This is a genomic window from Xanthomonas bromi (assembly GCF_900092025.1).
Taxonomy (GTDB): Bacteria; Pseudomonadota; Gammaproteobacteria; order Xanthomonadales; family Xanthomonadaceae; genus Xanthomonas; species Xanthomonas bromi.
The window spans coordinates 1-18,660 of the sequence record NZ_FLTX01000047.1 but is presented as its reverse complement, the minus strand read 5'-3'; the positions used below and the strand labels follow the sequence as shown (position 1 = coordinate 18,660).

Sequence of the window (18,660 nt, the reverse complement as noted above, 5' to 3'; positions counted from 1 at the left end):
CGGCGGATTAAAACGGCTTACAAGACGTAGCGAGCAGTCGTCGGGCGGATGCGGACGGCGCCCAGGAACCACCGTGTACGCGTGGCACATGCCGCACCGAGCACCGGCCGCGCCCGCATGGCAGGGGCGCAGCCGCTTTGTAGCAGCGCTTAGCGCTCGTGCGCGACCAGTTCGGCCAGCTGCACGGCGTTGAGCGCAGCACCCTTGCGGATATTGTCGGACACGATCCACAGATTCAGGCCACGCGGATGCGAGAAGTCTTCGCGGATGCGGCCGACGAACACCGCGTCCTTGCCGGAGGCATGCGTGACCGGGGTCGGGTAGCCGCCGGGCTTGCGCTCGTCCACCACTTCCACGCCCGGCGATGCAGCCAGCAGCGCGCGCGCCGCTTCGACAGTGATCTTTTCGCGGGTCTCGATCGCCACCGCTTCGGAATGGCCGTAGAACACCGGCACGCGCACCGCGGTGGGATTCACCTGGATACTGTCGTCGCCGAGGATCTTGCGGGTTTCCCAGACCAGCTTCATCTCTTCCTTGGTGTAGCCGTTGTCCTGGAAGTCGTCGATGTGCGGGATCAGGTTGAAGGCAATCTGCACCGGGAAGCGCTGCGGGTCGATGTCCTGGAAGCTCAGCAACTCGCTGGTCTGCTTGCCCAGTTCTTCCATCGCCGAACGCCCGCCGCCGGACACCGACTGGTAGGTCGCCACGTTGATGCGCTCGATCCCATATTTGCGGTGAATCGGACCCAGCGCCACCAGCATCTGCATGGTCGAGCAATTGGGGTTGGCGACGATGCCGCGCGGGCGCTGCTTGAGCGCTTCCGGGTTGACTTCGGACACCACCAGCGGCACGTCGTCGTCGTAGCGGAAGGCCGACGAGTTATCGATCACCACCGCACCGGCCGCCGCAAACTTCGGGCCGTATTCCTTGGACACGCTGCCGCCGGCTGAGAACAGCGCGATGTCCACGCCGGTGGGGTCGAAGTCGGCCAGGTCCAGCACATCGACCTTGCCGCCATTGAACGCGACCTGCCCGCCCGCCGAGCGCGACGACGCCAGCGCATACAGGGTAGCGACCGGGAACTGGCGCTCGGCCAGGATGCTCAGCATGGTCTCGCCGACAGCGCCGGTGGCGCCCACGACCGCGACGTTGAAACGACGGTTTTCGTTGCTCATGAGGATGTCTTTATCGAAATGGGGGAAAGAGAGGGAGCACTGCGCGCTGGGTTCGGGGAACCTCCAACGCTGGCCGCGGAGGTTCCCTATCGTTTGGTCGAAATGGTGTTGCTCGCGCCCGCGATCGCGCCGCCGTGTTTGGCAGCGGCAATCGCATCGGCATTGAGCGCGCTTGGCGGATGCCCGGCCTGTGAGCCCTTGCCCAGGGCGGCGATCAGGTTGTCCACTGCCAGCTGCACCATGGCGCGGCGGGTGGCCAGGCTGGCGCTGCCGATGTGCGGGGTGAGTACCACGTTGCGCAACGCCAGCAGTTCCGGGCGCACACGCGGCTCGCCTTCATAGACATCCAGGCCGGCACCGGCCAGGCGGCCGTTGGCTAATGCATCGGCCAGCGCCAGTTCATCGACGATGCCGCCACGCGCGATGTTCACCAGCGTGGCGGTGGCGCGCATCTTGCCCAGCGCCGCCGCATCGATGATGTGGTGAGAGTCCTTGGTGTACGGCAACACCAGCACCAGGTGATCGGACTGCGCCAGCAAGGTCTCGAAATCGACGTACTGCGCGCCCAGCGCCTGCTCGGTGGCGGCCGGCAACTGGCTGCGGTTGTGATAGAGCACGCGCATGCCGAAGCCGTGCGCGCCGCGCCGCGCGATGCCCTGCCCGATCCGGCCCATGCCCAGGATGCCGAGCGTGCTGCCGTGGATATCGGCGCCAAGCATGGTCTTGAACGACCACTGGCCCCACTGCCCATCGCGCAACCAGCGCTCGGATTCGGTGATGCGGCGCGCAGTGGCCATCAGGAGCGCAAAGCCGAGATCGGCAGTGGTTTCGGTGAGCACGTCCGGGGTGTTGCTGGCCAGAATGCCGGCCGCACTCAGGGCATCGATATCGAGATTGTTGTAGCCCACGCCGACATTGGCGATGGCGCGCAGCTGCGGCGCCGAGGCGATTTCTGCCGCGCCGATGCGCTCGTTGAGCGTGATCAGTGCGCCGTCCAGCGCTGCCAGTTGCGCGGCCAGCTCGGCCGGCGACCAGGCGGTGACGCGTTCGGTGGTGGTCAGCTCGAAATGCTCGCCCAGTTGCGCGACCACATCGTCGAACAGCGGCTGGCTGACCCATACCTTGGCGCGACGCGCGTCAGACATCGAGCTGACCGGGAATACGCGGCGCCACTTCACCGACATCGCCGCATTGCGCACGGTGACGCAGCGCCTGGTCCATCAGCACCAGCGCCATCATCGCCTCGGCGATCGGGGTGGCGCGGATACCCACGCACGGGTCGTGCCGACCGGTGGTGATGACATCGACTACGCTGCCATCGGCATCCACCGTCGCGCCGGGCAGGCGCAGGCTGGAGGTCGGCTTGAGCACCATCGAGGCGGTGACCGCCTGGCCGGTGGAGATACCACCGAGAATGCCGCCAGCGTGGTTGCTGAGAAAGCCTTCCGGCGTGATCAGATCGCGGTGCTCGGTACCCTTCTGCGCGGCACTGGCGAAGCCATCGCCGATCTCCACGCCCTTGACCGCATTGATGCTCATCAAGGCCGCAGCGAGTTCGGCGTCGAGCTTGCCGTAGATCGGCTCGCCCCAGCCTGCAGGCACACCGCCGGCCACTACGTCCACGCGCGCGCCGACCGAATCGCCGGACTTGCGCAACGCGTCCATATAGGTTTCCAGCTCCGGCACCTGCGCGGCGTGCGGCCAGAAGAACGGGTTGTCTTCCACCGCATCCCAATCGAAACCGGACGGACGGATCTGGCCCAGCTGCGACAGGAAACCGCGCACCAGCACGCCATACCGCTGCTTGAGCCACTTCTTGGCGATCACGCCGGCGGCCACACGCATCGTGGTTTCGCGCGCCGACGAGCGCCCTCCGCCGCGCGGATCGCGGATGCCGTACTTCTGCCAGTAGCTGTAATCCGCATGACCGGGACGGAACTGCTGGGCGATGTTGCTGTAGTCCTTGCTGCGCTGATCGGTGTTGCGGATCAGCAGGCCGATCGGCGTGCCGGTAGTGCGGCCTTCGTACACGCCGGACAGGATCTCGATGGCGTCGGCCTCGCGGCGCGCGGAGGTGTGCCGGCTCTTGCCGGACGCACGCCGCTGCAGATCGTGGGTGAATTCTTCCGGCGCCAATTCCAGGCCCGGAGGGCAGCCATCGACAACGCAGCCGATCGCCGGGCCATGCGATTCGCCGAAGGTGGTGACGGTGAACAGCTTGCCGAACGAATTGGCACTCATGCGCGCAGGCTCATCGCTGCGCGGCCAGCTCGGCGATGCGTGCGCCGTGTGCGATCAATTCGCGGCATTCCACCGCGAAGATGCCCATCTGCCCGACCTTGAACTCGACCCAGGCTAAGTCCACTTCCGGCAGGAGCTTGATCAGGTGCTGCTCGGACTCGCCCACCTCGCAGATCAGCAAGCCGTCATCGCTCAGGTGCTGCGGCGCATCGCGCAGGATTCTCAGCACCAAATCCAGACCGTCGTCGCCGGCACGCAGGCCGAGTTCGGGCTCGTAGGAATACTCCTGCGGCAGCGCATCGGTTTCGTCGTTGGTGACGTACGGCGGATTGGTGACGATCAGGTCGTACTGGCGACCGCCCAGCCCGGCGAACAGGTCCGACTTGAGCAAGGTCACGTTGTCGGCATGCAGGCGAGCCTTGTTTTCGGCGGCCAGCGCCAGCGCGTCATCGCTGATATCCACGCCATCCACCTCCCACTGCGGGTTGTAGTGACCCATGGCGATGGCAATGCAGCCCGAACCGGTGCACAGGTCCAGCGCGCGGGTGACTTCACGGCCGCCCAGCCAGGGCTCGAAGCCGGCTTCGATCAATTCGGCGATCGGCGAACGCGGCACCAGCGCGCGCGCATCGCTTTTGAAACTCAGGCCGGCAAACCAGGCCTCGCCAGTGAGATACGCCGCCGGCACGCGCTCGCTGATGCGGCGTTCTAACAAGCCCAGCACCTGCTCTTTTTCCGAATGCAGCAAACGCGCCTGGCCGTAGGCAGGGCCCAGATCGTGCGGCAGATGCAGGCTATGCAGCACCAGTTGAGTGGCCTCGTCCAACGCGTTGTCGTAGCTGTGGCCGAAGGTCAGACCGGCTGCATTGAAACGGCTGGTGCCGTAGCGGATCAGGTCGATGATGGTGTGCAGTTCGTCGGCCGCGGCGGCAGTCATGGCAACAACTAAGAAGGAATCGGCCCCCGATTATAGAGGTCGGATCGGTATCATGAGCGTCCGTTGCACTGGAAACCGCCATGTTCAATCGCAATACCGGCATCGTACTACTGGTGGCGCTGGCCGCCGGCCTGGGGTTGCTGCTGGGCCAGAAGTTCCTTGGCAGCGCGCCCAGTTCGCCGTGGCCGCCCACCAAGACCATCACCTTTTATCCACAGCCGCGCCCGCTGCCGCAATTCAGCCTGCGCCAGTCCGACGGCACGCAACTGGTGCCCGGCGAGCTCAAGGGGCATTGGACGCTGGTGTTTCTGGGCTTCACCTTCTGCCCGGATGTCTGCCCGACCACCTTGACCGATCTGGCCGTGGCGCAGCAGCAATGGGAAAGCATTCCCGATGGTTTGCGCCCGCGCGTGCTGTTCGTCTCAGTGGACCCGCAGCGCGATCCGCCAGTGCGCCTGGGCGAGTACGCGCACGCCTTCCACAAGGACACCCTGGCCGCCACTGCCGATGTGCCGGCGCTGGAGCGCTTTGCCACCGCGCTGGGCTTCGTGTTCCAGAAGGTGCCGGGCAAGAACTTCGATCAGAACCCTAACGACTACAGCATGGACCATTCGGCCAGCATCGCCGTGCTCGATCCACAAGGCCGCCTGGCCGGCTTGATTCGCCCCCCACTCGATCCGAAGGCGATCGCCGCCGACCTCCAACGGCTGACCAAGGTAACCGCACCGTGAGTCTTGTCACTTCCCTGACCTACGTGCTGCCGCACCGGTTGCTGTCCTCGCTGGCGCGCGCGCTGGCGTACTCCGATACGCCGTCTACCAAGCAGTGGTTGATCGACACGGTGACACGCAAGTTCGGCGTGGATCTGAGCGAGGCGCAAGAGCCGGATCCGCGCGCCTATCCCACCTTCAATGCGTTTTTCACTCGCGCTTTGAAGCCAGGCGCACGCATGCCGGATGCCGACCCAGCCGCGCTGCTGATGCCGGCCGACGGCCGCATCAGCCAGCTCGGCCCGATCGAGAACGGCCGCATTTTTCAGGCCAAGGGGCAGTCGTTCACCGCCGCCGAATTGCTCGGCGACGAGGCCGCTGCGGCGCCATTCGACAACGGCCTGTTCGCCACCGTGTACCTATCGCCCAAGGACTACCACCGCGTGCACATGCCATGGACCGGCACCTTGCGCGAAACCGTGCACGTGCCCGGCCGGCTGTTCAGCGTGGGCCCGGATGCGGTGCGCAACGTGCCGCGCCTGTTCGCGCGCAACGAGCGCCTGGTGTGTCACTTCGACACCGACTTCGGCCCGATGGCCTCGGTGATGGTGGGCGCGCTGCTGGTCTCGGGCGTGGAAACGGTGTGGAGCGGCGTGGAGATTCCGCGCTATGGCGACCGTATTACGCGCAAGGATTACCGCGGCAAGGGGATCGTGCTGGAGAAGTTTGCGGAGATGGCGCGCTTCAACTACGGCTCCACCGTGATCGTGCTGCTGCCCCCGGGCGTGGCGAAGTTCGATAGCGGGCTTGCTGCCGAAACCGCCGTGCGGTTAGGCCAGGCACTCGCACGCCGCCAGATGGGCTGATGCGCGGCTGCGCCCCTGGCTTGGGTCTCTGAATTGCAGCAACGCTGTTGACAACACGGGGCTTTATCGAGCTACCGAAACAGCTCCATCGCGTACTGGCCTGCTCCCAACAGAGCAGAGCCAGCACGCGTGGCCCGACGCATAGCTCGCTACGTCGGCACTCGCTGCGGCGCATCAGCGGTCGCAACCGGCCAGCTTGATGCTCTGCCCCGGCTTGAGCGCGTACGACGGCGCTTTCAAGCCGTTGGCCTTGGCCAGTTCCTTGATCTCGCACTGGTATTTGTTCGCGACGCGACCGAGCGTGTCGCCCTTGGCGATGGTGTAGCTGCGGGCCTGCTTGGCCTTGGGCTTGGCGACCGCCGGCTGGCCGGTGGCCACGGTGGTCGGTACGCCGGCCATTTGGCTGACATCGCCCACGGCCACGCTGGGTGTGTACTCAGGCGCGCTGTTGCTGCGCACGATCGCGCTGTTGAGGTCGGCAGTGATCAGGGTGCGCGCCAGATCCGCGCGCGGACCATTGACGCAGTAACGCGTGTACAGGCTGGCGATGCGGTTGGTGGCGTTGATCACGGTGCCGGCCGGAATCCAGCCGTCGGATTCGTACCGCGGGTTGAGATTCCGCAGGGCACGCATGTAGCCGTCGCGCGTGCCCATGCTGCCCAGGCAGATGGTGAGTTCGTAGATGGTGGTCGACTTGGCCAGCTTGAGCGTGGCCGGCTGCGCGTCGAGCTTGGGAAAGTCCACGCCGTACTGACGCGGGTGCAGGAAGATCCACGCCGCGGCGATCACCATCGGCACGTAATCCTTGGTCTCGGCCGGGAATTGGTTGTAGACGCCCTGGTCCCAGAACCCGCGCCCACCGCTCTGCGAGAACACGCGCGCCGCGCGGCCTTCGCCACCGTTGTAAGCGGCCAGCGCCAGTTCGATGTTGCGGTTGAGCTCGGCCATGCGCTCGTTGAGATAGGCCGCACTGGCTTCGGCGGCGCTGCGCGCATCGAAGCGGGTGTCGAAGCCGGTGCCGTCCGGCCCCAGCCCGAAGCGACGCCCGGTGGCCGGCATGAACTGCATCAGCCCGGCCGCGCCCGCGCGCGAGCTGGCGTGCACCTTGCCATTGGATTCCTTGGCCATGATGCCGAACAGCAGCGCCTCGGGAAGGCCGCGCTTCTGCCACTCCGGCCACATCACGCCGCGCAGGTTGCTGTAGTTCTCGTAGCTGGTCAGCAGCGCCGGGCGCATGTCGGTCAGCCAGCGCCGGATGCCGGCCTGCACCGCCGGGTTGTACTGCACCATCTTGTCGAACTCGTGGCGCTGGTCGTTGAGCAGCGTGGCGGCACGCGCAGCCTCGGGCACGCCGTTCGACGCCGGGCCGAGGTGGTCAGGGTCGGCCTGCAGCAGGGTGTCGTCGTCGTCCGGATCTTCGGCAGCCGGCGCTTCGGCATCGGCGCGCGCCTTGAGCAGGCGCTTGTAGGTAGCCAGCTGATTGGCGACCAGGCAACCACGCTGCTTGATGCAGGCGTCGATCACGTCCTCCATGTCCTCCAGCGCGGCATCGCCTTCGGCGGTGCCCTTGGGGTCGGAGTTGTTCACCAGCACCAGCGCATCGCGGTAGCGCTTTTCAGCGGCGGCCATGCGCGCATCGAGCGCGGCGGCCTTCTCCGTGTCGCGTTTGGAGATGGCGTGGGCGGCGGGGACGACAGACATCAACGCAACCACGACCAGAACCGGCCATGGGCGCAAACCAAAATGAGCGAGCGGCATCGTAGGCAGTACAGCGGAAAGGCAGGCAGGGTAGCCGCCGGGGCGACACCGGGGCAAGGCGGCGGGGTTGTCGGGGTCAGTGGGCCGTTAGCTTGGGGGGAGTGATCGCTGCGCGCAGTACCTGCGAACCGGCTCACCGCGGCGATGAGTCGACTGCTGCCTGCGGCTGCCGCGTGGCATGCGCGTGATCGGCCGGTTCGATCAAGGCGACAGGGCCAGAATCTGCTGATGTGCCGCCCGGCATTGCCTGCCCGGATTGCCCGCTAGAATCCGTACTTTCCCCATCGGATCTGCGCTATGGCCTCGTTCCTGCTCGGCAAAGGCATCACCGACGATCTCCCGGTCGTGCTGGAGGGACGCTTCGGCAATCGCCACGGGCTGGTGGCCGGCGCCACCGGCACCGGCAAGACCGTGACCCTGATGACCCTGGCCGAGGGCTTCTCGCGGCTGGGCGTGCCGGTGTTCCTGGCCGACGTGAAAGGCGACGTGGCCGGCCTGGCCGTGGCCGGCGACGGGGCGCCCGGCGTGCTGCAGCGCGCCACGGATGTGGGCATCGCCGATTACGCGCCAGCCGCCAGCCCGGTGGTGTTTTGGGACCTGTACGGCCAGCTCGGGCATCCGGTGCGTACCACCGTCAGCGAGATGGGCCCTACCCTGCTCGCCCGGATTCTGGAACTCAACGACACCCAGTCCGGCGTGCTCGACATCGTATTCAAGCTGGCCGACGACCGCGGCTTGCTGCTGCTGGATCTGGACGACCTGCGCGCGCTGTTGGCGCTGGTCGTGGAAGAACGCAAGGAGCTCTCCACCAGTTACGGACTGGTGTCGGCGCAGTCGGTGGCCGCCATCCAGCGCGCCTTGCTGCGTCTGTCGCAGGACGGCGGCGAGCAGTTCTTCGGCGAGCCCGCGCTGGAACTGGCCGAGCTGATGCGCGTCGCACCGGATGGCCGCGGCGTGATCGGCATCCTGGCTGCCAACCAATTGGTGCTCAAGCCGACGCTGTACTCCACGTTCCTGCTGTGGCTGTTGTCGGAATTGTTCGAACGTCTGCCGGAAGTGGGCGATCTGGAACAACCCAAGCTGGTGTTCGTGTTCGATGAGGCGCACCTGTTGTTCGACGATGCGCCAGCTGCGCTGGTACAGCGGATCGAGCAGGTAGTGCGCTTGATTCGCTCCAAAGGCGTGGGCGTGTATTTCTGCTCGCAGTTTCCCGACGATATCCCGGACAACATCCTCGGACAGCTCGGTAACCGCGTGCAGCACGCACTGCGCGCCTACACCCCGCGCGACCAGAAGGCGGTCAAGACCGCTGCGCAGACCTTTGTCGGCAATCCCAAGCTCGATGTCGCCACCGCCATTTCCAGCCTGGGCACCGGCGAGGCGCTGGTGTCGCCGCTGCAGGGCAAGGGCGTGCCGGCGCCGGTACAACAGACGCTCATCGCGCCCCCGCGTTGCCGGATGGGCGCCATCAGCGAGACCGAACGCGCGCAAGTGCGCGCTTCCAGCCCGGTCGGCACGCGTTACGACACCGCCATCAATCGCGAATCGGCCGCAGAACTGCTCGCACGCCGCGTCGAACAGGTAGCCGAACACAGCGCAGCACCGCCTGCCCGCACCCGCGAAGACGACGATGCGCACGACAGCGGCTTCGGCCAAGCGGTCAAGGACGCCGTCTTCGGCACCAGCCGCCGCCAGGGCATGCTGGAAGCGATGGCCAAGCAGACCTCACGTACGGTGGGCAACAAGATCGGCCAGCAGATCGTGCGTGGGATTTTTGGCAGTATTTTTGGTGGGAAGCGCTGAGTGCATCGCAACACATCGACCAGGAGCTAGGACATGCAAGGAGATGCAGCTGTCATTACGTTTGAAGCCAGTCACCAACCAGCTGCGCGCGTATCAGACGCGCGCAGCCGGCATACGCAATCGACATCTAGCCATCGTGCACCCCGGTTCTTGCGTAGTGCGCACACGCAACTGTCGATGTCGCTACGTAGTGCTGGCCCTCTTGCTCAGCGTCGCCTGCTCGGCACACGCTGAGAAGAAATCGAATCAAGACAACCCACCCGCCGACTGGCCACTGAACCGGCAACACCTGCTCGCCGGTCACTACGTGGGAAAGCTGCACCCGAATAACAGCCGGTGTCAGTCCGTTCGCGCTGAACTGTGGCTAGAAGCGACAAAAAATAAGAAAGATAGTCATCGTTACACGGTCAAGACGACCTGTATCACTCCCGAAACCCAAGGTCGCGCGGCCCCCTCACTGAGCGCGGGCCATGGTGGCTCGACAAGATGGGAGACGAGTGCCTGATACTTTCGCGCGACGATGTCTCCGACCTCTCCCTCACCCCAAATCTGTACGGATTCCGGATCAACCAGACACGTGTGTCGGGAAGCCACGCACTAGCCTATGAACTCGCTCAGGATGGGAATAATTGCCACACCGGCGATTAGCCGGAACATCGCGACACAGTCTTGAAACGCGTCCGCTAAACGGCAGCCCGCGTGCAATCACGCTGCAAGCAATCCGGTGCAGACGCGATGATCCATGTGACACGTTACTCAAGCACGCCATGCAACTTGGCGTACTGCAGCAACATGATGGTCTTGGCATCGGCGATCTCGCCGGTGGCGATCATTGCCAGCGCAGCGTCGAGCGACAGTTCCAGCACCTCGATCTCTTCGCCGTCTTCTTCGACGCCACCACCGTCGCTCACCTTGTCGCCGTCGGCATATTCGCCGACGAAGAAGTACAGGCGCTCGGTGACCGAACCGGGGCTCATGTATGCCTCGAATACCTTGCGCACATTCTCGATCCGGTAGCCGGTTTCTTCTTCGGTTTCCTTGCGGATGCAGGTCAGTGCATCGTCCTGGTCGAGCAAGCCGGCGCAAGCTTCGATCAGCATGCCGTCCGAATTGCCATTGAGCAGCGTCGGCAAGCGGAATTGCGGGTCAGCATCACCGTCTGCCTGGCCCGGCTGTAGAGCAGGATGGTGGCGCCGTTGCCACGGTCATACGCCTCACGCGACAGGGTCTGCCAGCGGCCATTCTTGCGCTGGAAATCGAAGGTGACCTTGCGCAGCACATACCAGTTGTCGGACAGCACATCGATGCTGCGGATGCGAACCTGCGGGGTGTTGGCGAAAGATGGATTCAAGCAACACTCCTTGCGATGTGGGGGAGAAGGCCACGCCCTCTCGATTGCACGCAAGCGCTTGCGGCCTGCAGCGACGTCGCCACATCGCGGGCAACCGACACGTAGCGAACCAGACGTGCTGCGCAGAAATCCATGTGCGCGACCAATGCGCATGATGGCCCATCACCCGTCGCAAGGATTGCAATCGGCGGGAGCCATGCAACGTGTGGACGCAATCGGCACGTCTTGGTACGGAAGACCTATGCAGCCCCGTCCCCCGCCCCACCCGTCGGTCGGTCGGTCGGCTGAGAGCATGGCAGCACCGCGGCAAGAGTGCGTGCTGCCGGCAACTGACCGCATCTCCCTCGGCCTGCTCGCAGCAGGCCCGACATTCCGATTGCGCCCGACCGCACGCTAGCCTCACAATCCTTTCACATCACAGATTTGGGGAACGTCATGGAAGACCGTTTTCGCGCACGCCAGGTGGCCGCGCAGGCTCCGCCTACACCGTTCTGGACCCGCATTCCGGCGATCGCCACGTATCCGCTGCGCGGCTCGGCGCTGTATGCGCTGATCGCGCTGACGCTGTGCAGCGCGCTACTGGTGTTGCCGGGCATCATCAAACTGGTGGTCATGGGCGTGCTCGGCATGGCGACCTACACCTACGCGTTCGACATCCTTCGGCATACCGCCGATGGCGAGCCCGATGCGCCCCGGCTCGGCTATCACAGCTTCGACAGCGCGGTGTTGCGCCTGATCCTGCTGGCCCTTGCACTGGGCATCGTGATTGGCGCCGCCGCCGCGCTCGCAGGTAAATTCGGGCTGACCCTTGCCTATCTGGGAACCATGTTGCTGCTGCCTGGCATGTTGATCTCCCTTGCCATCGACGGCAGCCTGCGCCGCGCGCTCAACCCGGCGGTTTCAATCGACATGGCGCTGCGGATCGGCTGGCCGTATCTGGCCGCCTACGGCCTGCTCTACGTCATCCAGGGCAGCGGCACGGCAGCACTCTTCGTCGCAGTAAAGTATCTGCCGCCCATCGTGCGCGAGGCCACGGTGGTGGTGGCTTCGATCTGGAGCCTGTTCGCCAGTTTCCACCTGCTCGGGTATCTGGTGTACCAGTACCATGAAGAATTGGGATACGTGCCCAGCGGCGGGGCCGCGCACGAACGCGCCGACCCGGACCAGCGCCTGCTCGACGAGGCCGAACAGTACGTGCGCGACGGTCATTCCGACGAGGCGTTCCAGGCCTTGCGCGGCGCGGTGCGTTCGCGCGCGGTGAGCCTGGCCGTGCACGAGCTGTATCAGCGCCTGCTTCGCCAGCATCACCGCAACGACGAGCTACGCGAACACACCCGCCAGTACATCAACCGTCTACTGCAGGAAAAGCAGGAACGCCGCGCGCTTGCGCTGCAGCGCGAAGCACTGGACATCGACTCGACGTTTACGCCGCTGACGCCCGAACAGGCCAACGTACTGGCCGAGCGCGCAAAAATGGCCGGGCAGTTCCAACTGGCAAACGATGGACTGCTAGCCGCCATCGCTGCATGGCCGCACGATCCGATGCTGCCGGCCTGGTCGCTGGACGCCGGCTTGCTGCTGGCCGAGCGCTTCGGCCGCGATGACGAGGCACGTGCCGTTTTGCAGAAGGCGCTGGATCGTTGCGACAACGGTCCACTGCGCGCGAAGCTGGATGCGGCGCTGCAAGCGGTGACAATTCAACCGGCTTGAGCGGCAGACACACTCCGTTGAAGGATCCGATCAGACCTTGCCTCTTGGAGAACCTCCGCGGCGTGCACCACGCACAACCGTGCATACCGACTCGCTGTTGCCTGCTCACTGTCGCGAGAATCGGACAGCACGCATCACGCTGAGACCACTCACCCGTTCTCGAGCAAAAAGCGCGCCTTGTTCGCCTGTCCCTGCTCGGGAAACTGATCCAGCACCTGGCGCAGCAAGCGCGTGCGTTGCGCAGCGTTCTGCAGCTCGCCGTGACGCAAGGCAAGCACGAACCACTGTTGCGCCAATTCGTCGTGCAGCGCACCCAGCTCGCTTTCTTTCAACAGACACTCGGCATCGGCCAGCAGTCCGTTGCGCATGCACGCAGCGATCAGCGCCGCGCGCGCCGGTGGACCATAGGCGATCTTGGCCTTTTTGAGTTCGGCAGCCACTACCAGCTGGATACGTGTCTGCTCCGCGCTGTGCGTCTGCAGAGTAAGCAAGGTCTCGGCATGGCGCAGGCTGTCCTGGTTGCGTCCTGCATGACGCGCGGCGCGATAGCGCGCTAGCGCAACGTCCAGATTGTGCGGCTGCTCGCTGGCCAGCTCCGCCAGCAAATATTCGGCCTCCGCGTTTTCCATTCGGCCCAGATGCCGTTGCGCACGCTCCCAGCGATCGTCCACCGCTACCGCATCGCCCTCCTCCATGCCCTCCTCCATGAACGCCGGCCGGGTCCGCCGCAACACCACCAGCAAGGCGCCCAGCAACGCACCGCTGACCAGTCCGCCGGCATGCGCTTCGAAGGCGACCGCGCTGTTGTCGCTGGACGCCAGGCTGTACAACTCCCAGCCCAGCCACAGCGGCAGCAACAGGATCGCCGGGCCGCGCGCGTAGTTGAAGACCACGAAAAACCAATAGAAAAAGCGCTCCCTGCGCCGTCCCCAGACCACGCAGAACGCCCCCATCAAGGCGGCGATGGCACCGGATGCGCCCAAGCCGCCACCCGGTTCGCCCCAGCGCCACCACAGGCTCGCCAGGCTGGCGCCGAACCCGCCGAGCAGATACAGCAACACGAACCAGCCACTGCCGATCGCACCTTCCAGCAAGGTGCCCAACGCAAGCAGAAACAGCATGTTTCCCAGCAAATGATCGACGCTGCCATGCAGGAACGTGGCGGTCAGCATGCGCGCTGGCGACCATTCGGAGCTGCGCTGCAAATGGCGTAGCGTAAATATCTTGGATAGCCGCGTGTCGTAAGGCGTACGCAATGCTCGCCATTCGCGCAGATGCTCGTCGTCCTTGAACAAGCCGCCGCTGCGCAGCGCATGCTCGAAGGCGACATCGTGCATCGTCAGGTGCGCCAGATACGCAATGCGCTGCGGCCGGGGCACGCTGTTCAGCGTCGCCTAGCGTGCAGCGCGCAACCTGGCGTCAGCGGTCTGCTGCAGGTAACGGGTATGCGCGTCGAGTTCCAGCGCGCCCAATCCGGAGTGCACGTAATACCGCACGGCGCTCTCGACCAGCCCGTCGTCCTTGCGCTGGTAGCCCAGATAGACCACGACATTGATCAACACCAGCAGCAGCGTCACCCAGGGGATGTTCTGGCGCGACCAGGGTTTGTGCAGCGACATGATCAGCATGACGACGTCCGTGTCCGAGAATGGCGCAAAGCTTCGCTGTGCGGCGGCAGATGCGCAAGCACGTCATGCGCGCTAGCATCGCGGCCCCGTCGTCCGAACCTGCCCTGCCCCATGAGCCGCTGGCGCCCACCTGCCGAAAAAAGCACCGCGCTGATCACGCCCGAAGGTCACGCCCGCCTTAAGGCCGAGCTGGAGGAAGTGTGGCGCGTCCGTCGGCCCGAGGTGGTACGCGCACTGGCTGCGGCCGCCGCCGAAGGCGATCGCTCGGAAAATGCGGAGTACACCTATCGCAAGAAGCAGCTCGGCGAGATCGACCGCCGTGTGCGTTATCTGAGCAAGCGCCTGGAAGCGCTACGCGTGGTGGATACCGCCCCCACCGACCCGAATGCGGTGTTTTTCGGCGCGCAGGTGGAACTGGAAGATGCCGACAGTGGCGAGCTGCTGCGCTACCGCATCGTCGGCCCGGACGAAACCGATGCAGGACGCGGCTGGATCAGCATCGATTCGCCGTTGGCACGCGCGCTACTGAAAAAGCGCGTGGACGACGAATTCGACGCGCAATTGCCGGCCGGCAAGCACACCTTTGTCGTGGTGTCGGTGGACTACGCACAGCCGTGAGCTACAGCTGCCCACAAGCGGCTGAGCTACGGAAACGCTCGGACGCGCTGTGGCTTTATCGGCAAGTCTGCATCGCGCGCAAGCGCGCTCCTACAACGCGCATGTTCTTTGTCCAGCGCGGCGACCAACACATAGCGAGCCGTTGTCAGGTGCGCGTGGACGGCGCGCAGCAACCGCAGTGTCCGCGTGGCACATGCCGACTCCGAGCATCGGCCATGCCTGCCTGACGGCTACGCAGTCGTCGTGTTGGCTGCTCTTGGCCGGACCGCATCGCTGTGACAGCGCAGGCCGGTTACACCATCTGCAGATTCAACGCGCGCCCTTGCCGCGATGCGACGTTCGCCGGCAGTGCATCGCCGAACAGATCGTGCTCGTCGCTGTCGGTGATTTCCACGTCGACCACGTCGCCGACCTTCAAACCCAATTCGCCGCCATTCTGGATATGCACCAGACCATCGATTTCCGGCGCGTCGGCGCGTGAGCGGGCGACTGCGATGTCGTCTTCGATCAGATCCACCAGGCATTGCTGCACGCTGCCGATCTTGGATTCCAGCCGCGCGGTGGAAATCTCCGCCTGCCTGGCCATGAAACGCGCCAGGCGCTCCTGCTTCACTTCTTCCGGAACCGGGTCCGGCAAGGCGTTGGCGCTGGCGCCATCGACCGGCGAATACGCGAACGCGCCGACGCGATCCAGTTGCGCCTGATCCAGGAACTCCAGCAGCGATTCGAATTCGGCATCGGTCTCGCCGGGGAAGCCGACGATGAAGGTCGAACGCACCGTGATCTCCGGGCACATCGCCTTCCAGCGTTGCACGCGCTCCAGGGTTTTTTCCACTGCACCGGGCCGCTTCATCAGCTTGAGGATGCGCGGGCTGGCATGCTGGAACGGGATATCCAGATACGGCAGCAGCTTGCCTTCGGCCATCAGCGGAATCACATCGTCCACGTGCGGGTACGGGTAGACGTAATGCAGGCGCGTCCACACGCCCAGTTCCGACAAGCCCTCGCACAGCGCCTTCATGCGGGTCTGGTACATGCGGTCGCGCCACGGGCGCTCGGCGTACTTCAGATCCACGCCGTAAGCGGAGGTGTCCTGCGACACCACCAGCAATTCTTTGACGCCGCCACGCACCAGCCGCTCGGCCTCGCGCAGCACCTCGTCCACCGGGCGCGAGACGAGATCGCCGCGCATCGAAGGAATGATGCAGAAGCTGCAGCGGTGATTGCAGCCTTCGGAAATTTTGAGATACGCGTAATGGCGCGGGGTCAGCTTGATGCCGTAGTCCGGCACCAGGTCCACGAACGGGTCGTGACGCGGCGGCAAGGCGGCATGCACCGCCTCCATCACGCTCTGGTAGTCCTGCGGGCCGGACACCGCCAGCACCTGCGGGTACGCCTCGCGAATCTGCTCCGGGCGCTTGCCCAGGCAGCCGGTCACGATCACCTTGCCGTTGGCGTTCATCGCCTCGCCGATGGCATCCAACGATTCGGTCACCGCCGAATCGATGAAGCCGCAGGTGTTGACCACCACCACATCGGCGGCGTCGTAGCTGGGCACGATGTCGTAGCCCTCCACGCGCAGCTGGGTGAGGATGCGTTCGGAATCGACGAGCGCCTTCGGGCAGCCAAGGCTGACGAAGCCGACTTTGGGGTTCAGCTGGGACATGGAAGCAGGAGCCTGGGAACGGAGCGGCCTGGGGCCTGAGCGGATCAATTATAGCGGTGCGTGGGCAGCGCTCTGAACCGCGTGCTGCGCAGGCGGGGTCATCTTAGCGGAACCCTCACCTACAGCGCCGCCGATCCGGTCGATAATGCGCGCCTCCCCCTACTGCAACAGGAGTTTCCATGGGTCACTGGACCACGCTCGACACCCCAGAAGGCCAGGTCGCCGCCTGGCACGCCACACCGGCTTCCAGCCCGCGCGGTGGCCTGGTGGTGATTCAGGAGATCTTCGGCGTCAACGAACACATCCGCGCGGTGGCCGACGATTACGCCGCACGCGGTTATGAGGTGCTGGCACCGGCCTTCTTCGATCTGGAAGAGAAAGACGTGCAGCTACCGTACGACCAGGAAAGCCTGCAGCGCGGCCTGGCGCTGGCCAATGCGGTGGGTCTGGAGCGCGCCGTGGAGGTGGTGAAATCTGCCGCCACCCTGCTGACCCGCGCCGGCAAGGTGGGCACAGTGGGCTATTGCTGGGGTGGCTCGGTGGCGCTGCTGTCGGCCATCCGCCTGGGCTTGCCCTCGGTGAGCTATTACGGTGGCCGCAACATCCAACTGCTGGACGAAACCCCCAAGGCACCGGTGATGTTCCACTTCGGCGAGCGCGATGCCAGCATTCCGCCCGAGGCGATCCAGGCCCATCGCGAAAAACTGCCGCAGATGGAGACCTTCGTGTACCCGACCGGGCACGCCTTCAACCGTAGCATCGACCCCAACCACTACGACGCCGACAGCGCCGAGCGGGCACTGGAGCGCACCCTGGGTTTCTTCCAGGCGCACCTGGGATGAGCGACACCGCACCGGGCATGCCTGCGGTCGATTTCCAGCTCGACCCGCGCCTGGCAGCGGACAGCGTGTTCGTCGCCGATGGACCGTTGTCGCAGGTGCGGTTGATGGACGATGCGCGCTTCCCGTGGCTGGTCCTGGTGCCCCGGGTGGCCGATGTCAGTGAGTGGATCGATCTGGATGGTGGCCAACAGCGTCTGTTGCTGGCCGAAATCAACCAGCTCTCGCGGTTGCTGCGCGCCGAACCTGCGGTCAGCAAGCTCAATATCGGCGCGCTGGGCAATATCGTGCGGCAGCTGCACGTGCACCTGGTCGGCCGCCATCCCGGCGATGCGGCCTGGCCAGGGCCGGTCTGGGGCAGTGGCAGCGCGCAGCGCTTTGCGCCGGACACGTTGCAACAGCATGTCGCAGCGTGGGCGCAGCGGCTACGATAGGCGCCTGTCTTTCAACCAGTCTTCCGCATGAAATCCAATGTCGTCGCCGCACTGATCCTGATCCTCGTCGGCTTGCTGTTCCTGGCCAACAACCTGGGCTGGACCAATCTCAGTATTGGTCGGCTGATCGCCACCTGGTGGCCCGCCGCGCTGGTGGCTTGCGGGATCGGCATGCTGTTCGGGCGCGGCAAGTAGGTGGGGCCGGGGTTGGGGAATTGGGAGTGGGGATTGGTTAGAGCGGGCTGCTGGCGCCGGTAATCTTTGGGCAGTTGGGCAGTTGGGCAGTTGGGCAGTTGGGCGCTTGCGTGCCTCGGTAATGCGCTGCGCCTTGATCGTGCGATCGCTCACAGAGCTCTCGGCATTCCGTTTCGACGGCGCGTCTCTGATCGACCCTCACTGTCAGCATCAGTGGCCACGGAGTTGGCTGGATTGCGTTCTATCGTGAACGAGAAGGCTCGCAGCCTTTGCGCTTCGCCGCATCTGCCTTCTTCCATCTGAAGAAGGTACCCGAGCGGGGCGGATGCAGCGACGGGCGAAGCCTGGTGCGCTGTGGATGCCGCTTCAACACGGAATGCTCGGCATTCCCAACAGCGCTGGTTATTGCGTGATCACAGCTAGCCAGCGGCGCCGTCCACACCTCCGCCAGCGGCCGTCCTGCCGCATGGCGCTAACGACATGACATTTGTCATCCGCGATTGTTGACTTCCGGCACCTGATCGGCGCGCGCATCCGGCGCAGCATGGCCTCACACCAACCGAGGATGTCGCCATGAACCACCGCTTGATCCCCGCCCTGTTCCTGATCGTCCTGGGCGCGTTGTTCCTGCTGGACAACCTGGGGTTGGCGCATATGGATGTAGGCAACCTCATCGCAACCTGGTGGCCGATGTTCCTGATCGCCGCCGGTGTGCGCCAAGTGCTGCGC

General features: G+C 65.0%; 15 protein-coding genes, 2 other RNA genes and 2 pseudogenes. 9 read left to right on the top strand and 10 right to left on the bottom strand.

Annotated elements, in window-relative coordinates:
* Nucleotides 1-14: 14 nt before the first annotated feature.
* From XBLMG947_RS15210 to prmB, 5 genes are all read right to left on the bottom strand, one after another.
* A non-coding RNA gene (locus XBLMG947_RS15210) (sX9 sRNA) lies at nucleotides 15-90 on the bottom strand.
* Between the two features lie 59 nt (nucleotides 91-149).
* On the bottom strand, nucleotides 150-1,175 hold the full coding sequence (locus XBLMG947_RS15205) for an aspartate-semialdehyde dehydrogenase (RefSeq protein ID WP_065469486.1): 1,026 nt from the start codon (nucleotides 1,173-1,175) through the stop codon (nucleotides 150-152).
* Nucleotides 1,176-1,261: 86 nt separating this feature from the next.
* A complete protein-coding gene (locus XBLMG947_RS15200; RefSeq protein ID WP_065469485.1) occupies nucleotides 1,262-2,320 on the bottom strand; it encodes a 2-hydroxyacid dehydrogenase in 1,059 nt (352 codons plus the stop codon).
* Nucleotides 2,313-3,416, bottom strand: a complete 1,104-nt coding sequence (aroC, locus tag XBLMG947_RS15195; protein WP_065469484.1) for a chorismate synthase — start codon at nucleotides 3,414-3,416, stop codon at nucleotides 2,313-2,315. Before aroC ends, XBLMG947_RS15200 begins: the two co-directional genes overlap by 8 nt.
* A gap of 10 nt (nucleotides 3,417-3,426) precedes the next feature.
* Nucleotides 3,427-4,353, bottom strand: a complete 927-nt coding sequence (gene prmB / locus XBLMG947_RS15190) for a 50S ribosomal protein L3 N(5)-glutamine methyltransferase (RefSeq protein ID WP_065469483.1) — start codon at nucleotides 4,351-4,353, stop codon at nucleotides 3,427-3,429.
* A gap of 80 nt (nucleotides 4,354-4,433) precedes the next feature.
* Between prmB and XBLMG947_RS15185 the strand changes: the two genes are divergently transcribed.
* The gene (locus tag XBLMG947_RS15185) at nucleotides 4,434-5,084 is read left to right on the top strand and encodes an SCO family protein (RefSeq protein WP_065469482.1); all 651 of its coding nucleotides are present in this window, start codon (nucleotides 4,434-4,436) and stop codon (nucleotides 5,082-5,084) included.
* The gene (gene asd / locus XBLMG947_RS15180; protein ID WP_065469481.1) at nucleotides 5,081-5,929 is read left to right on the top strand and encodes an archaetidylserine decarboxylase; all 849 of its coding nucleotides are present in this window, start codon (nucleotides 5,081-5,083) and stop codon (nucleotides 5,927-5,929) included. The genes XBLMG947_RS15185 and asd overlap by 4 nt, the downstream gene beginning before the upstream one ends.
* Nucleotides 5,930-6,103: 174 nt before the next feature.
* Here asd and XBLMG947_RS15175 read toward each other — a convergent pair whose 3' ends face one another.
* A complete protein-coding gene (locus XBLMG947_RS15175; protein WP_065469480.1) occupies nucleotides 6,104-7,687 on the bottom strand; it encodes a transglycosylase SLT domain-containing protein in 1,584 nt (527 codons plus the stop codon).
* 297 nt (nucleotides 7,688-7,984) lie between these two features.
* On the opposite strand from XBLMG947_RS15175, the gene XBLMG947_RS15170 reads away from it, so the two are divergent.
* The gene (locus tag XBLMG947_RS15170) at nucleotides 7,985-9,490 is read left to right on the top strand and encodes a helicase HerA-like domain-containing protein (protein WP_065469479.1); all 1,506 of its coding nucleotides are present in this window, start codon (nucleotides 7,985-7,987) and stop codon (nucleotides 9,488-9,490) included.
* A gap of 752 nt (nucleotides 9,491-10,242) precedes the next feature.
* Here XBLMG947_RS15170 and nudK read toward each other — a convergent pair.
* Nucleotides 10,243-10,841: pseudogene (gene nudK, locus XBLMG947_RS15165) on the bottom strand (GDP-mannose pyrophosphatase NudK).
* 435 nt (nucleotides 10,842-11,276) lie between these two features.
* On the opposite strand from nudK, the gene XBLMG947_RS15160 reads away from it, so the two are divergent.
* A complete protein-coding gene (locus tag XBLMG947_RS15160) occupies nucleotides 11,277-12,551 on the top strand; it encodes a tetratricopeptide repeat protein (protein WP_065469478.1) in 1,275 nt (424 codons plus the stop codon).
* A 149-nt stretch (nucleotides 12,552-12,700) separates the two neighbouring features.
* On the opposite strand, the pseudogene XBLMG947_RS15155 reads toward XBLMG947_RS15160, so the two are convergent.
* A pseudogene (locus XBLMG947_RS15155) lies at nucleotides 12,701-14,179 on the bottom strand (rhomboid family intramembrane serine protease).
* A 111-nt stretch (nucleotides 14,180-14,290) separates the two neighbouring features.
* Between XBLMG947_RS15155 and greB the strand changes: the two are divergent.
* Nucleotides 14,291-14,797 (top strand): transcription elongation factor GreB, encoded by a 507-nt coding sequence (gene greB / locus XBLMG947_RS15145; RefSeq protein WP_065469475.1) that lies wholly within the window; start codon nucleotides 14,291-14,293, stop codon nucleotides 14,795-14,797.
* A gap of 119 nt (nucleotides 14,798-14,916) precedes the next feature.
* Here greB and XBLMG947_RS15140 read toward each other — a convergent pair.
* Nucleotides 14,917-14,992: non-coding RNA, sX9 sRNA (locus XBLMG947_RS15140), on the bottom strand.
* Nucleotides 14,993-15,089: 97 nt separating this feature from the next.
* The gene (gene rimO / locus XBLMG947_RS15135) at nucleotides 15,090-16,463 is read right to left on the bottom strand and encodes a 30S ribosomal protein S12 methylthiotransferase RimO (protein WP_065469474.1); all 1,374 of its coding nucleotides are present in this window, start codon (nucleotides 16,461-16,463) and stop codon (nucleotides 15,090-15,092) included.
* Nucleotides 16,464-16,642: 179 nt separating this feature from the next.
* Here rimO and XBLMG947_RS15130 point away from each other — a divergent pair, with 179 nt between their 5' ends.
* The 4 genes from XBLMG947_RS15130 to XBLMG947_RS23725 form a co-directional block, all read left to right on the top strand.
* Complete coding sequence (locus tag XBLMG947_RS15130) at nucleotides 16,643-17,305, top strand: dienelactone hydrolase family protein (RefSeq protein WP_065469473.1); 663 nt, start codon at nucleotides 16,643-16,645, stop codon at nucleotides 17,303-17,305.
* The gene (locus tag XBLMG947_RS15125; RefSeq protein ID WP_065469472.1) at nucleotides 17,302-17,736 is read left to right on the top strand and encodes an HIT domain-containing protein; all 435 of its coding nucleotides are present in this window, start codon (nucleotides 17,302-17,304) and stop codon (nucleotides 17,734-17,736) included. The genes XBLMG947_RS15130 and XBLMG947_RS15125 overlap by 4 nt, the downstream gene beginning before the upstream one ends.
* 27 nt (nucleotides 17,737-17,763) lie before the next feature.
* Nucleotides 17,764-17,931, top strand: a complete 168-nt coding sequence (locus XBLMG947_RS15120) for a LiaI-LiaF-like domain-containing protein (protein WP_008577498.1) — start codon at nucleotides 17,764-17,766, stop codon at nucleotides 17,929-17,931.
* Nucleotides 17,932-18,504: 573 nt separating this feature from the next.
* A partial coding sequence (locus tag XBLMG947_RS23725; protein ID WP_065469471.1) for a LiaI-LiaF-like domain-containing protein occupies nucleotides 18,505-18,660 on the top strand: 156 nt, incomplete at its 3' end.